The 15,393-nt window shown below is 64.2% G+C and carries 10 protein-coding genes; 3 read left to right on the top strand and 7 right to left on the bottom strand.

What is annotated here, in order from left to right:
- Position 1 precedes the first annotated feature (1 nt).
- Positions 2–1,000, bottom strand: a complete 999-nt coding sequence (locus C5F46_RS06005) for a class 1 fructose-bisphosphatase (protein ID WP_107324454.1) — start codon at positions 998–1,000, stop codon at positions 2–4.
- Positions 1,001–1,111: 111 nt separating this feature from the next.
- Here C5F46_RS06005 and cbbR point away from each other — a divergent pair, with 111 nt between their 5' ends.
- The 3 genes from cbbR to C5F46_RS05990 all read left to right on the top strand — a co-directional run bounded on the left by cbbR (position 1,112) and on the right by C5F46_RS05990 (position 4,037).
- Positions 1,112–2,044, top strand: a complete 933-nt coding sequence (gene cbbR / locus C5F46_RS06000; protein ID WP_107324453.1) for a LysR family regulator CbbR — start codon at positions 1,112–1,114, stop codon at positions 2,042–2,044.
- Positions 2,045–2,132: 88 nt separating this feature from the next.
- Positions 2,133–2,957 (top strand): cyclase family protein, encoded by an 825-nt coding sequence (locus C5F46_RS05995; protein ID WP_107324500.1) that lies wholly within the window; start codon positions 2,133–2,135, stop codon positions 2,955–2,957.
- Positions 2,958–3,065: 108 nt separating this feature from the next.
- Positions 3,066–4,037, top strand: a complete 972-nt coding sequence (locus C5F46_RS05990) for a quinone oxidoreductase family protein (protein WP_107324452.1) — start codon at positions 3,066–3,068, stop codon at positions 4,035–4,037.
- Positions 4,038–4,167: 130 nt separating this feature from the next.
- Here the strand turns inward: C5F46_RS05990 and C5F46_RS05985 are convergent, their stop codons facing one another.
- From C5F46_RS05985 to C5F46_RS05960, 6 genes are all read right to left on the bottom strand, one after another.
- Positions 4,168–5,793, bottom strand: coding sequence for an alpha-D-glucose phosphate-specific phosphoglucomutase (locus tag C5F46_RS05985; RefSeq protein WP_107324451.1), 1,626 nt, complete (start codon positions 5,791–5,793; stop codon positions 4,168–4,170).
- The gene (gene glgX, locus C5F46_RS05980; RefSeq protein ID WP_235820098.1) at positions 5,790–7,886 is read right to left on the bottom strand and encodes a glycogen debranching protein GlgX; all 2,097 of its coding nucleotides are present in this window, start codon (positions 7,884–7,886) and stop codon (positions 5,790–5,792) included. Before glgX ends, C5F46_RS05985 begins: the two co-directional genes overlap by 4 nt.
- Complete coding sequence (gene glgA / locus C5F46_RS05975) at positions 7,877–9,310, bottom strand: glycogen synthase GlgA (protein ID WP_107324449.1); 1,434 nt, start codon at positions 9,308–9,310, stop codon at positions 7,877–7,879. The genes glgX and glgA overlap by 10 nt, the downstream gene beginning before the upstream one ends.
- 103 nt (positions 9,311–9,413) lie before the next feature.
- On the bottom strand, positions 9,414–10,685 hold the full coding sequence (glgC, locus tag C5F46_RS05970) for a glucose-1-phosphate adenylyltransferase (RefSeq protein WP_107324448.1): 1,272 nt from the start codon (positions 10,683–10,685) through the stop codon (positions 9,414–9,416).
- Between the two features lie 16 nt (positions 10,686–10,701).
- Positions 10,702–12,849 carry a 1,4-alpha-glucan branching protein GlgB gene (glgB, locus tag C5F46_RS05965; protein ID WP_107324447.1) on the bottom strand — a complete coding sequence of 716 codons (2,148 nt, stop codon included), beginning with the start codon at positions 12,847–12,849 and terminating at the stop codon, positions 10,702–10,704.
- Between the two features lie 9 nt (positions 12,850–12,858).
- Positions 12,859–15,246 (bottom strand): glycogen/starch/alpha-glucan phosphorylase, encoded by a 2,388-nt coding sequence (locus C5F46_RS05960; protein WP_268939039.1) that lies wholly within the window; start codon positions 15,244–15,246, stop codon positions 12,859–12,861.
- Positions 15,247–15,393 lie beyond the last annotated feature (147 nt).

Below are 15,393 nucleotides of genomic sequence, written 5' to 3'. Positions count from 1 at the left end.
CTCAGCTCCGGAACAGGCCGCGGGTGTTGAACAGCGCCGAGGTTTCTTCCTCGGGCAGGTCGTGATAGGCAGCAACTCGCGCCACCTTGGCGGGCGAGCCGAACACGAAAGGTGTGCGGGCGTGCAGTTTTTCGGGCAGCGCCTCAAGGATCGGTTCGGCCCCGTCGGTCGCCGCGCCCCCCGCCTGAGTGATCAGGAAGGCAATGGGCGCGCATTCGTAGACGTGGCGCAGCCGACCACGTTCATAGCCTTTGCGCTGGTCGCCCGGATACAGGAAGATGCCGCCGCGGGTCAGGATGCGGTGCGTTTCAGCCACCAGAGAGGCCACCCAGCGCATGTTGAAGTTCTTGCCGCGCGGGCCTTCGGCACCGGCCACGCAATCGTCGATAAAGGCGCGGATCGGGTGCGGCCAATGCCGGTAGTTCGAGGCGTTGATGGCGTATTCGGTGGTGTCCTCGGGCAGCGACCGCGGGCTGGGCACACGCTCGAAAACGCCGGTGTCGGGATCAAGCACCCACTGGATCACGCCATCGCCAAAGGTGGCGACGATGCAGCACTGCGGGCCAAAGATGATATAGCCGCCGGCAAGCTGTTCGCTGCCTTTGCGAAGGAAGCTTTCGTTCGGGCCTTCGGCGACCGGGAAGATCGAGAAGATCGTGCCGATCGACACGTTCACATCGATGTTGGACGAGCCGTCCAGCGGGTCGATGGCGAGCGCAAGGCTACCCTCGGGCTGCAACTCGACCACGTCATCCTGTTCTTCGGAGGCGTAGTAACGCACCGCCGAGCCCATCAGCGCATCCATGAACGCCTCGTCGGCGATCACGTCCAGCGCCTTTTGCCCGTCGCCGCCGATGTTGACGCCGCGAGCCTCGGCTAGGTTCGTGTCGATGCCGTTGCGGGCGATGATGCGCGCCAGCGTTACCCCGACCTGAGCCAGACGCGTCATCGCATCGCCAAGCGGTTGGGGCAGGGCCAAGCCCTGTAGATCCAAAGACATGAGACCTCCTCCTTGTCGTTCACCGTCTCCGGCGAATGAGGCGCACCATTACGATATTGCCCCCTCAGGGAAATTCAATTATTGTTAAGTCGAATTCAAAAAGTTTGAAACATGCGGATTGATGCCGTTACTCTGAAACAGTTGCGCGCGCTGCTCGCCGTAGCGCGGGGCGGATCGCTGACCGCTGCAGGCGCGGCATTGGGGCTGACGACCCCTGCGATTCATGCCCAAATCAAGGGATTGGAAGAAGCCTTCGGCACCCGCTTGTTGCGCCGCGCCGCAGAAAGCTCCGGATCGGATCTGACCGAGGCCGGGCAGGTGGTGCGCAGTGCCGCCATGCGGATCGAAGACGCTTTGTCGCAGGCGATCATTGATGTCACCGCGCTGGAACAGGGGCAGGCGGGGCGCGTGGTGCTGGGCGTGGTGTCTACCGCACAATATTATGCGCCGCGCCTGATGAAACAGGTGCAGGCCTGTTGCCCGCAACTGGATGTCATGCTGCGGATCGGCAACCGCGAAGCGATCATCACCGGGCTGGAACGCGGCGCCTTTGATCTGGCGATCATGGGCCGTCCGCCGCGGCGCCCGGCGGTGGTGGCCGATCTTCTGGGGCCGCATCCGCACGGCCTGATTGCCGCTCCCGATCATCCCTTGGCGGGCAAGGCGGCCCCATCGGCTGCGGATTTGCAGGCCGAAACCTTTTTGGCCCGCGAAGAAGGCTCGGGCACACGCATCCTGATGACGCGCTGGCTGGACCGGATCGCCGAGGGCCGCACATTCAAGACGATGGAGATGGACAGCAACGAAACCATCAAACAGGCGGTGATGGCCGGGTTGGGTGTTGCCTTTGTCAGCCTGCATACGGTGATGGAAGAACTGACCGCCCGGCGGCTGGTTCTGCTGCCTGCGCCGGGACTGCCGGTGGTGCGCAGCTGGTTTCTGGTTCGCCCCGACCTGGAGGCGCCGCGCCCCTCAGCGCTGCGGTTGTGGCAAGCAATCCTCGATCTGAGGGCGAGTTACCTGCCGGGACATCCCGCCGGTTGACATGGTCGCGTTACAATTGAACCGTTAGGTGGACAAGGTCGCGGAGGTTTCCGCCGACGGGTCTGTTCAAGCGCTTTGCAGGTTTGAGATGTGCGATCTTTGCGTGATGAATGCCGTCAAGGATCGCCTGCTGAGCAGACGCGATCTGTTTCGTTCGGCCTCGGCGGCGGGGGCAGGGGCCTTGTTGGGGGCGAGCGCGGCGCCTGCGGTCGCCTTGGGTGCAAGCAGCGGCCAGATGGCCGATATGACCCATGTTCTGGATGAAAATTTTCCCACATTTTCAAATAAAAGCACGTTTCACCTCAAACAGAGGTCGCGGTTTGAAAAGGTCGGATTCAACACGAAGGAGATTGTGGTCAATGAACATAGCGGCACGCATATTGATGCGCCGCTGCATTTCTCGGCCGATGGCGCCTCGGTCGATGAAATTCCGGTAGAGCGGCTGATCGTGCCTCTGGCGGTGATCGACATTCGCGCCAAGGCTGCCGAAAACGCCGATTCGCAACTGACCCCCGATGATCTGAAATGCTGGACCGACACCCACGGACCGTTTCCCAAAGGCTGCTGTGTGGCGATGAATTCCGGCTGGGCCGCGCATGTCAACACGCCCCGCTTCCGCAATGCCGACTGGGGCGGCACCCTGCATTTTCCGGGCTTTCATGTTGAAGCCGTGCAGATGCTGCTGGAGGAGGGCGACGATATCGCGGGGATCGCGGTGGATACGCTGTCGCTCGATATTGGCCCGTCGCCCGATTTCCCCACCCATTGCGCCTGGCTGCCGACGGGGCGCTGGGGGCTTGAATGCATCGCCAATCTGGATCAAGTGCCCCATGCGGGCGCGACGCTGATTGTCGGCGCGCCAAAGTTCAAGGGCGGCACGGGCGGGCCCTCACGGGTGTTCACGCTGTTCTAAGAGTTCTGCGCGCATTGCGAAGCGCGGCTATTAGTGGTTTCCTCGGCTTGTCTTCTTGGCCAGTGACGCCTCGGACAGAACCTCAAAAGCCTTTGTGAAGGAGTGACCATGCCCTATGCAATCGCTGTGCGCACCCCCGGTGGCGTGGATCAGTTTCACCGGGTCGAAATTGCCCCGCCGCAGCCAGGAGCCGGGGAAATCGCCTTAAGACAAACCGCTATAGGCTTGAATTTCATAGATATTTATTTTCGTTCTGGCACCTATCCATGGCCGGTTTCGCAGAACCTGATCACCGGTTCCGAAGGCGCCGGCGTGGTCGAGGCCGTGGGCGAGGGGGTCGATCTGGCCGTGGGGCAGCGCGTGGCCTACACGATGCCGAATGGTGCCTATGCCAGCCACCGCCTGATTCCGGCGGCGCAGGCCGTGCCGCTGCCCGATGCGATCCCCGACAAGGTGGCGGCGGCGGTGATGCTGAAAGGGTTGACGGCGCAATATCTTATCCATCACTCTTACGCTGCAAGCCCCGGCGAAACCGTGCTGTTTCATGCCGCAGCGGGCGGTGTCGGGCTGCTGGCCGGGCAATGGCTGGCCGCGCGCGGCGTTCACGCGATCGGCACCGCGGGCGGGCCGGAGAAATGCGCGCTGGCTGCGGCCCACGGCTTTGCGCATGTGATCGACTATCGCGCGCAGGATTTTCAAGCCGAGGTGATGCGGATCACCAACGGCGCCGGTGTGGCTGCGGTCTATGACTCGGTTGGTGCCGATACGGTGATGCAATCGCTCGATTGTCTTCGCACCTTTGGTACGCTGGTGTGCTTTGGCCAATCCTCGGGCGCGCCGGACACGTTCCGCATCGGCGATCTGGCGCGCGGCTCATTGCGGCTGACGCGGCCGACGCTGTTTCATCACACGCGAAACCCGGAATGGTTGCAGCAGGCGGCGGGCGATCTGTTCAGCCTTATTTCATCGGGCCGGATCAAGGTAGAGATCGCACAAAGCTTTGCGCTGGAGGATGTGGCCGCGGCGCATCTGGCGCTGGAGGGGCGCCGAACCACCGGTTCCACAGTGCTGATCCCGTAATCGGAAGCATCCTTCGGTTACATAATACTGATTATCGGATTATTGACAGTCCGACCGCGGTTCTTTTTCCATCGGCCACACCCGGCGGTTGGCCACGCCCCTTCTGACCGGGGCGTGGCGCTCCGCGATGTCAGGTGATCACATCGGGTTCTTCGCGTCCGGTATAGCCTTCGATGCCGACCAGCACCTCGGTTGCGCGGATCACCGGCGCAAGCGCAGCCTGCGGGTCCAGCGTCAGCCCGTCGGGGCCCGGTTCATAGCGTTCCAGATAGACGCGCAAGGTGGCGCCTTCGGTGCCGGTGCCCGACAGCCGCAGCACCACGCGCGCGCCATCTTCGAACAGCACGCGCAGACCCTGCCCTGACGACGCCGAACCATCGACCGGGTCGGCATAGGCGAATTCATCAACGGCAGCGACCGTCAGCCCCTCGACCACCTGACCCGGCATTGTTGGCATCGCGGCGCGGAACTGGTTCAGCATCAGTTCGGCAATATCTACCGGCAGCGCTTCGTAATCGTGGCGCGAATAGTAGGTGCGGCCAAAGCGTTCCCAGTGATCGGCCATGATCTCGGCCACGCCTTGCCCGCGCACCGCGATGATGTTCAGCCACATCAGCACCGCCCAAAGCCCGTCCTTCTCGCGCACATGGTCCGAGCCGGTGCCAAAGCTTTCCTCGCCGCACAGGCTGACGCGGCCGGCATCCAGCAGATTGCCAAAGAATTTCCAGCCCGTGGGCGTCTCGTAGCAGTCGATCCCCAGATCGGCCGCGACCCGGTCCACCGCCATCGAGGTGGGCATCGACCGCGCCACCCCCTTCAGCCCTGCTGCATAGCCGGGGCACAGGTGGGCATTGGCCGCCAGCACCGCCAGACTGTCCGACGGGCTGACATAAACGCCCCGCCCCAGCACCATGTTGCGGTCGCCATCGCCATCAGAGGCAGCGCCAAAATCGGGCGCGTCGGGGCCCATCATCTCGGCCATCAGCTCATGCGCCCAGGTCGGGTTCGGGTCGGGGTGCATCCCGCCGAAATCCGGCAACGGCGTGGCATGAACCACGCTGCCAGGCGCAGCCCCCAGACGGCGCTCGAAAATCTCGGTCGCATAGGGGCCGGTGATCGCGTTCATGCTGTCGATGCGGACCCGGAACCCCTCGTGAAAAAGGCCGCGCAGCGCCTTGAAGTCAAACAGGGTTTCCATCAGGTCGGCGTAGGCCGCCACCGGGTCCACCACCTCGACGACCATCGCCCCCAGAACCGTCTCGCCCAGAACAGTCAGGTCAGGGTCGGGCACGTCCAGCTTGCGATATTCGGTGATCGTCTGCGTCGCGGCAAATATCGCCTCGGTCACCGTTTCAGGCGCCGGGCCGCCATTGCCGATGTTGTATTTGACCCCGAAATCCTCATCGGGGCCGCCGGGATTGTGGCTCGCCGACAGGATAATCCCACCCGCGGCGCCACGGATGCGGATCAGATGCGAGGCCGCCGGCGTAGACAGCCACGCCCCCTGCCCCACGATGACCCGCGCGGCGCCATTGGCGGCTGCCATTTTCAGAATGATTCCGGCGGCTTGTGCGCCGAAATAGCGACCATCGCCGCCCAGGACCAGAACCTTGTCCGCAACCCCGCCGATCGCATCGAACGTCGCCTGGACAAAGTTTTCCAGATAGTTCGGCTGCATGAAGACCGCTGTTTTCTTGCGCAACCCCGAGGTGCCGGGCTTTTGCCCCGCAAAGGGCGTGGTCGTGTGGCGGGTCATGGTCTCTCCTGCACAGGTTCGGGCGCTGCGGCAATGAATAGCTGGACTGATTGCGCTGCAACAGGGGTTTCGGCCGCGGCAAACTCGGCCTCGGGCGCCAAAGGGTCGGCGCTGTCCAGCATCATGCGCCAGCGGCCTTCGGGCAGGCGCATGATCGTCGGCCCGCCGGGGTTCAGAACAAGAAAGGCAGCCGCAGCCCCCCAGCACGGCGCCGCGGCCGCTACACGCAATTCGGCGCCAAGACAGCAGATGCCGGGGGCGTGCCAATCGGGGCCCTTGGGTTCCTCGCCCGACGGCAGCCGCCAGACCAGATCACGCAGACCATCCTCGGCGCGCAGGCCAGAATGCAGGAACCGGCGCTGGCGCAGCACCGGATGGGCGCGGCGTAGCGCGGTCAGCCGCGCCACGAAAGCCACCAGGTCCGGGTCCGCCGCCGCCCAGTCAAGCCAGGTCGTGTCATTGTCCTGCGCATAGGCATTGTTGTTGCCGCGCTGGCTATGGCCGATCTCGTCGCCTGCCAACAGCATCGGCGTGCCCTGCGACAGCAACAGCGTGGCCAGCATAGCCCGTTTGCGTGCCGCACGGGCCGCGGTAATGGCCGGATCGTCGCTTGGCCCCTCGATGCCGAAATTGTCCGACAGATTTTCGCTGTGCCCGTCGCGGTTGCCCTCTCCATTCGGCAGATTGTGCTTTTTTACAAATGATACAACATCTTGCAGCGTGAATCCGTCATGCGCACTGAGGAAATTCACTGAAGTCGTTGCTAAACGGCCCGAAACATCGAAAATCTCGGCCGAGCCCACGATCCGGCGGGCCAGTTCCGCCCGGCTGCCATCGCCACGCCAGAACCGGCGCACGCCGTCGCGATAGCGGTCGTTCCATTCGGCGAAGGGCGGCGGAAACTCGCCCAGCCGGTAGCCGCCCGGCCCCACATCCCAGGGTTCGGCAATCAGCTTGACGCGGGCCAGAACCGGATCCTGACGCAGCGTCGACAGAAAGGCCGCGCGGGGGCTGAAACCGCCCCGCTTGCCGCGTGCCAGCGTCGCCGCCAGATCAAAACGAAATCCGTCGATGCCGATCTGCTCGACCCAGTAGCGCAGGCTGTCCATCGCCAGCCGAAGCATCATCGGATGCGACAGGTTCAGCGTGTTGCCGGTGCCGGTGTCATTGATATAATGCCTCCCGTCCTCGGTCAGTCGATAGTAGCTGCTGTTGTCGATGCCGCGAAAGGCCAGCGTCGGCCCCGTCTCGTCGCTTTCGCCGCTGTGGTTGAACACCACGTCAAGGATCACCTCGATCCCGGCTGCATGAAACCGCTCGACCATCTGGCGAATTTCAAGGATCGGGGCGCTCAGGCCATAGCGCGGCTCGGGCGCGAAAAAGCCGATGGGCTGATAGCCCCAGTAGTTGCGCAAGCCCTGGGCAACCAGAAAGCGGTCGTCCAGAAAGGCATGGACGGGCAGCAACTCGATCGCGGTGATGCCCAGCCGCACAAGATGGTCGATCACCGGCTGCGACGCCAGCCCCTGATAGGTGCCGCGCAGCCCCCGTGGCACCGCCGGATGCCGCGCCGTCATGCCCTTGACATGCGCCTCGTAGATCACTGTTTCGTCCCAGGGCCGGCGTGGCCCCGGCGCCGCGGGCGGCAGCGCCGCGCACACCACCGCTTTGGGCACAAACGGCGCGCTGTCGCGGGTATCAAACGACAGATCGCCCCGCGGGTGGCCCACCTCGTGCCCCATCAGCGCATCATCCCAGACCAGCGGCCCCACCACCTGGCGCGCATAGGGGTCGATCAGTAACTTGTTGGGGTTAAAGCGGTGCCCGGCCTCCGGCTCATAGGGCCCATGCACGCGGTAGCCATAAACCGCGCCCGGCTTCAGCCCCGGCACAAAGCCCGACCATATCCCACCCTCGGCCTCGGGCAGCGTCAGCCGGGCCTGTTCGGTCTGGCCGTTGGGCGAAAACAGACACAGTTCGACCCGCGTCGCATGGGCCGAAAACAGCGCGAAATTCACGCCCTCGGCGCTGACCGTGGCCCCCAGCGCCGCAGCACAGCCGGGGCGGATATGCACCGCGCCACTCAATCGCACAGGCTTTCGTAAACCGCGGCATAGCGCGCGGCCGAGGCCTGCCAGCCCAGATCGGCCTTCATTGCGCGCCGCTGCATCGCAGCCCAGCCCTTCCCGTCGGCGTAGAGTTGGCCCAGCCGCCGCAACGCCTGCCGCAGCCCCAGCGCATCGACAGGGTGGAACACCACCCCTGTCGCAGCCGCGGCAGCCAATGTGGCGGGCGTGGCGCCGATCACCGTATCGGCCAGCCCCCCGGTCGCCGCCACGACGGGCAGCGTGCCATAGCGCAGCCCGTAAAGCTGCGTCAGCCCGCACGGCTCGAACCGCGAGGGCACCAGCACCGCATCGCCCCCCGCAAACATCCGGTGGCTCAGCGCCTCATCATAGCCAATGCGCACCCCCACCCGGCCCCGATACCGCGCCGCAAGCCCCAGCATTGCCGCCTCGGCCCAGGTATCGCCCGAACCCAGAACGCACAGCCCCCCGCCCGCCTCCAGCAAGGGCTCGATCGCGGGTGCGATCAGATCTATCCCCTTTTGATGCGTCAGGCGGCTGACCAGAATGACCAGCGGCCCCGGCGCTTCGGCCAAACCGAATTCTTCCAGCAGCGCCCTGCGGTTGTCGGCTTTGCCCTTCAGGCTTCGGCCCGAATAGGGGGTTATTTCCGGGTCCGTTTCCGGGCTCCAGACCTCGGCGTCGATCCCGTTCAGGATGCCGTGCAACACCCCCGCCCGCGCCGCGATCACACCTTCAAGGCCCAGCCCGAACTCTGGCCGCATCAGCTCCTCGGCATAGCGCGGGCTGACGGTGGTGATCGCATCGGCGGTCATCAGACCGGCTTTCAGCGTCGAGACATTGCCCCAGTATTCAAACCCGCCCGGATGAAACTCCGACAAGGGCAGCCGCAGCGCGGCCAGCCGGTCGGCGACGACGTGACCCTGAAAGGCAATGTTATGCACCGTCATGACGGTTTTCACCGCCGCCCCGGCATAGCGCAGATAGGCGGGTGCCAGCCCCGCCTGCCAGTCATGGGCGTGCAGCACCTGGGCGCGCCAGCCCTCGGCATCGCCTGCCTGCGCGATCTGCGCCGCAGCCCAGCTCAGCGCCGCAAAGCGTTCGGCGTTATCAGAAAAATCACGCCCACCCTCGGAATACGGCCCGCCACCGCGCGCAAAAAGATGCGGCGCCTCAAGCACCATCACCTCCAGCGCGCCACACTGGCCCAGCAGCACCCGCCCCGGCCCACCAAACAGATCCGCCACCTCCCAGACCACACGCGGTGCGTCAAGCTGCGCCACGACGCCCGGATAGGCCGGGATCATCACCCGCATCTGCCAGCCCTGCCCGGCCAGCGCACCAGGCAGGGCGCCCACCACATCGGCCAGCCCGCCGGTCTTCACCAGCGGCACACATTCCGATGCGACCGACAGCACCCGACCCTTCATCTCGCCCACCTTCCGCACCTTCAGCTTGGTCCAAATATCCTCGGGGGGTGAATTGCGCGCCCGCGCAAGAGGGGGGGCAGACAGCCCCCCTGCCCGGTTTCCGCTATCCCCGGACCGAGGCGCGCGCCTCCAGCATCGACTGCGTGATCAGCACCACACCGCCTTCGGTGCGGCGAAACCAGCGCGCATCCTCTTCGGGGTCTTCGCCCACCACCAGCCCTTCGGGGATCACCACGCCGCGGTCGATCACGCAGCGCGTCAGTTGCGCCTTGCGCCCGATCTGCACATAAGGCAGCGCAACCACATGATCCAGAGCGGAAAAGCTGTGCGCCCGACAGCCGGTGAACAGCAACGAATTGCGCACCTCCGACCCCGACACGATGCAATCGCCCGACACCAGCGACGACACTGCCATGCCGCGCCGACCGTCCTCATCATGGATGAATTTGGCGGGGGGCACGATCTCGGCATAGGTCCAGATCGGCCAGGCATTGTCGTAGATGTCAAGTTTCGGGGTAAACTCGGTCAGGTCGATATTGGCCTGCCAGAAGGCATCAATCGTGCCCACATCGCGCCAGTAGGGTTCATGCTCCAGCCCCGAGGTGACACAGCTTTCGGCAAAGCGATGGGCCATCGCCTTGCCGTTGCGCACGATCTCGGGGATCAGGTCGTTGCCGAAATCGTGGCTGGAGTTTTCGTCCTCGGAATCTCGGATCAGCAGATCACGCAGGAAGGACCAGTCAAAGACATAGATCCCCATCGACACCAGCGCATTGCCCTCGTCGCCCGGTATGCCGGGCGGATCTGCGGGCTTTTCCAGAAACCGGGTGATCCGGCCAGAGGCGTCAACCTCCATCACACCAAAGGCGCTGGCCTCGGCGCGCGGCACGGTGAGACAGCCGATCGTCACATTGGCGCCGGTTTCGACGTGCTGCTTCAGCATCACCTCGTAATCCATCTTGTAGATATGGTCGCCCGCAAGGATCACGACAAACTTGACCTTGTAATCATCGACGATGTCGATGTTCTGCGTCACCGCATCGGCGGTGCCCAGATACCACTGGCTTTCGCTGACCCGCTGGCTGGCGGGCAGGATGTCGAGGTATTCGTTCCGCTCGGCCCGGAAAAAGCCCCAGCCGCGCTGCATGTGGCGGATCAGGCTGTGCGCCTTGTATTGCGTTGCAATCGCCATCTTGCGGATGCCCGAGTTCAGCGCATTCGACAGCGCAAAGTCGATGATCCGGGTCTTGCCGCCGAAATAGACGGCCGGTTTCGCGCGCCGGTCGGTCAACTCCTTCAGGCGCGAGCCGCGCCCGCCCGCCAGCACAAAGGCCATGGCCTGGCTGGACAGCCGCATGTTCGGTCTTGGTTTCATTCCCGCTCTCCCCCCGTCATATCGTCTCTGGCATCAGCATCACCACCGACAGCGGCGGCAGGTAGACTCCGGCGCGCTGATCGTCGCCGGTCGTGACACCGCCCAGATTGCCGCGGTTTTTGCCCCCATAAACCGCGGAATCGGTGTTGAGAACCTCGCGCCAGCGGCCCGGTTGCGGCAGCCGCACGCCATAGCCTACACGCTCGACCGGCGTGAAATTGGCCAGCAGAACCAGCGGCGGCGCCCCGGCCGCGCGTCGTTCGAACACATAGACCGAATTGGCGGCATCATCGGCCTCGATCCAGCCAAAGCCCTGTGCGCGGCAATCGCCCCAATGCAGCGCGGGCGTGTCGCGGTAAAGCCGGTTCAGATCGCGGATCAGGCTTTGCACGCCGCGGTGGCGCGGATCGTCCAGCAGGTGCCAGTCCAGCGCCCCGGCCTGCGCCCATTCGCGGTCTTGGGCAAATTCCTGCCCCATGAACAGCAGCTTCTTGCCCGGATGCCCCCACATGAAGGCGTAAAAGGCGCGCAGGTTGGCGAACTTTTCGCCCTCCAGCCCCGGCATCTTGCCCAACATGCTGCCCTTGCCGTGCACCACCTCGTCATGGCTGATGGGAAGGATGAAGTTTTCACTGTAAGCGTATGACGAAGCAAATGTCATTTCATTATGGTGATGGCGCCGGTGAATCGGGTCGCGGGCGATGTAGCGCAGGCTGTCATTCATCCAGCCCATATTCCATTTGAAGCCGAACCCTAGCCCGCCTTCGTGAACCGGATGTGACACTTTCGGGAACGAGGTGCTTTCCTCGGCCACCGTCAGAATGCCCGGCGCGCCGGCATAGGCGCTGGCGTTCATGGATCTGAGAAACTCTATCGCCTCAAGGTTTTCGCGCCCGCCGTGAATGTTGGGCACCCATTCGCCCGCAGGCCGCGAATAGTCGCGGTAGAGCATCGAGGCCACAGCATCGACGCGCAGCCCGTCCAGATGGTATTCCTCCAGCCAGAACAACGCATTGGCCAGCAGGTAATTGGCCACCTCGCGGCGGCCATAGTTGTAGATCAGAGTGTTCCAGTCGCGGTGAAACCCCTCTTTCGGGTCGGCATGTTCATAAAGCGCGGTGCCATCAAAACGTGCAAGACCATGGGAATCCGAGGGAAAATGCCCCGGCACCCAATCCAGGATCACCCCGAGCCCGCGCCGGTGCGCGGCATCTACCAGCGCCGCGAATTCCTCGGGGCGGCCGTGGCGGATGGTCGGGGCATAAAGCCCCACCGGCTGATAGCCCCAGCTGCCGTCAAAGGGATGTTCGGTGATCGGCAGCAACTCGATATGGGTAAAGCCCATATCGACCACATAATCAACAAGTTGCGAGGCAAGCTCAAAGTAGGACAGCGGCCGCCCCCCCTGATCCCACACCCGCCGCCAACTGCCCAGATGCACCTCATAGATGGAAATCGGCGCGCCGATTGTGTTGGCCGCGGCGCGGGTGCCCATCCAGCCCGCATCCTGCCAGCCATGCAGCCCCAACTGCCGCACCACAGACGAGGTTCCGGGCGGGTGTTCTGCACCAAACCCCAGCGGATCGGCCTTCAGCGGCTGCAACAGCCCGTCGGCGCCAAGGATTTCGTATTTATAAGCCTCGCCCGCCACCAGACCTGGCAGGAATATCTCCCAAACCCCTGTGGCGCCCCGCTTTCGCATCTGATGGCGGCGTCCGTCCCAGTTGTTGAAGCCGCCCACCACAGACACCCGCCGCGCCTCGGGGGCCCAAACGGCAAAATGCACGCCCGCCACGCCCTGATGCCGGATCAGATGCGCCCCCAGCGCCTGCCACAGCCGCCGGTGGCGACCCTCGCCGATCAGATATTCGTCGATCTCGCCCAGAACCGGGCCAAAGCGGTAGGGATCGTCAAAGTCCCACTGCCCCGCCGCACCCTCGGCGCGCAGCCGGTAGGCCACTCCCTCGGGGAAGGCAGCGGCAAAGACACCCGGCGCCACCGCAGCCAGTTCAACCGTCTCGCCCGCCTCTGGCATCGCCCACAGTCGCGCCGCATCGGGTTGCAACGCCAAGATCCGGCCCCCATGCGCACCCAGAACGGCAAACGGGTCGTTGTGTCGGCCTTCGGCCAAAGCGCGCGCCTCGGACGGATCAATCAGCGCCATGTCATCCCCTTACAGCGCCGATGCGGCGCCCCAGATTTCGGCCATATAGCCCCGGATCGCCCGGTCAGAGGAAAAGAACCCCATCCGCGCGGTGTTCAGGGCCGCCATGCGCCACCAGTCGTCCGGGCGCCGAAAGGCCGCCTCGACGGCGCGTTGCGCCTCTGCATAAGCGGTAAAATCCGAGGCGACGAGGAAATAATCCGAATGCCACATGTTATGCACAAGGCCATGATAGCGGGCCGGTTCGTCAGGGCTGAACTGCCCTTCGGCAATCATCTGCAACACATCCTGCAACGGCTGGCTGGCCAGAATTGCCTGACGCGCGTGATCGGGGGTCTTGCGCCGCTCCACCACCTCGGCGGCGGTCAGGCCGAACAGGAAGAAGTTGTCCGGCCCCACCTGTTCGCGGATTTCCACATTGGCGCCATCCAGCGTGCCGATGGTCAGCGCCCCGTTCAACGCGAATTTCATGTTGCCGGTGCCCGAGGCTTCCTTGCCCGCGGTCGAAATCTGTTCCGACAGATCGGCCGCCGGGATCAGCCGTTCCGCCATCGAGACGTTGTAATTCGCCGGATAGACCACCTTCAACAGATCGCCAGTCACCGGATCATTATTAATAACCGCCGCCACATCGTTGATAAGACGAATTATTTCCTTGGCCGCAAGATAGCCGGGCGCGGCCTTGCCACCAAATATCCTGACCCGCGGCACCCAGTCGCCCTGCGGATTCTGCCGGATCGCGTGCCAATGCGCGATGGTTTCCAGAATGTTCAGCAACTGGCGCTTGTATTCGTGGATACGCTTGACCTGAACGTCAAAGATCGCGTCGGGGCAGACGGTCACGCCCTGAGTCCGGGCGATCCAGTCAGCGAGCGCCACCTTGTTGGTGCGCTTGGCCGCGGCAAAATCGGCCCGGAAGGCGGCATCATCGACATGCGCCTCAAGGCCCTTCAAGCGGTCCAGATCGGCCTCCCAGCCCGGCCCGATCGCCTTGGTGATCAGCCCCGACAGCGCCGGGTTCGCCATCCGCAGCCAGCGCCGCGGGGTGACGCCGTTGGTCTGGTTGACAATGCGCCCCGGATGCAGCGCCTCAAGTTCGGAAAACAGGTTCTGCCTTACCAGATCGGTATGCAGCGCCGACACCCCGTTGACCTTGTGCGCGGTGATAAAGGCCAGCTCGCCCATCCGCACCTCGTGGTGCTTGACGATCCCCACCCAATGCGGCCGGGTCGGATGATGGCGCAGGTGCCAGGCGTCGATTTCCTCGATGATCTGCAGATGCCTCGGCAGCACATTGCCCATCAGATAGGTCGCCCAGCGTTCCAGCGCCTCGGGCAGCAGGGTGTGGTTGGTATAGCCCAGACAGGCCACCGCAATGTCGATCGCCGCATCAAAACCCAAGCCATGCTGATCGACCAGCAGCCGGATCAGTTCCGGCCCGGCAATCGCAGGGTGGGTATCGTTCATCTGGATCGCCACATGCTGCGGCAGATCCTCCAGCGCATAGCCCGCCGACAGGTGGCGGCGCAAAATGTCCTGCAACGCGGCCGAGGTCAGGAAATATTCCTGCTTCAGCCGCAGTTCCTTTCCGGCATAGGTGGTGTCGTCAGGGTAAAGCACCCGGCTGAGCGTGCGCGCCAGCGCCTCGGGTTCGGCGGCGGCGGCATAATCACCGCGGTTGAACCGGTCGAGATCGAACAGCGTCGTAGGCTTGGCCGCCCAAAGCCGCAGCGTATTGGCCCAGCGGCCCGCCCAGCCCACCACCGGCGTATCATGGGCCTCGGCGCGCACGGTTTCGCCCGGCAGCCAGACGGCACGCCCGCCCTCGCGCACCACCTCGCCCTTGAAACCCACCTCATAGGCGGCCTCCGGGCGCTCGAATTCCCAGGGGTGGCGCTGGTTCAGCCAGTCTTCCGGGCTTTCAACCTGACGGCCCCCTTCAAAGCGCTGCTTGAACAGGCCATGTTCATAGCGGATGCCATAGCCGTAACCGGGGCAGCCCAGCGTCGCCATGCTTTCCATGTAGCAGGCCGCCAGCCGCCCCAGCCCGCCATTGCCAAGTGCCGCGTCGGGTTCGTCCTCGACGATGGCGCGAAAATCCTGCCCCAGCGTTTCCAGCGCGGCTGCCGCCACATCGCGCAGACCAAGGTTGATCGCGGCATCTTCCAGAATCCGGCCGATCAGAAATTCCATCGACAGATAATAGACACGCTTGCGCCCCTCGTCCCAGGTCTGGCGAGTGGCGGCAAACCACGGCTCCACGATCCGGTCGCGCAGCGCGAAAGATAACGCCAGCCGCCAGTCGTAGACCGAGGCATGGGCGGCATCCTTGCCCATGGTAAAGGTCAGGTGGCGCAGGATGTCACTGCGGAATGTTTCTGGCGAGGGGGCGATCAGATCTTTCACGGGCGGTGGCTTTCCTGCAATTTCCACCCTCTTGATGGCGGCGCGTCCCCTCTACGTCAAGCAAGCCCGGCGCCGCAGGCGCAAATGATTTCAAGCCGCCCCGCCGCAGGCTATGCTTTGCCCGAATCCCGGGCAGGC

The organism is Phaeovulum veldkampii DSM 11550, assembly GCF_003034995.1.
Classification (GTDB): domain Bacteria; phylum Pseudomonadota; class Alphaproteobacteria; order Rhodobacterales; family Rhodobacteraceae; genus Phaeovulum; species Phaeovulum veldkampii.
The sequence above is the reverse complement of the archived record's forward strand: the minus strand, read 5'-3'. Positions and strand labels throughout refer to the sequence as shown.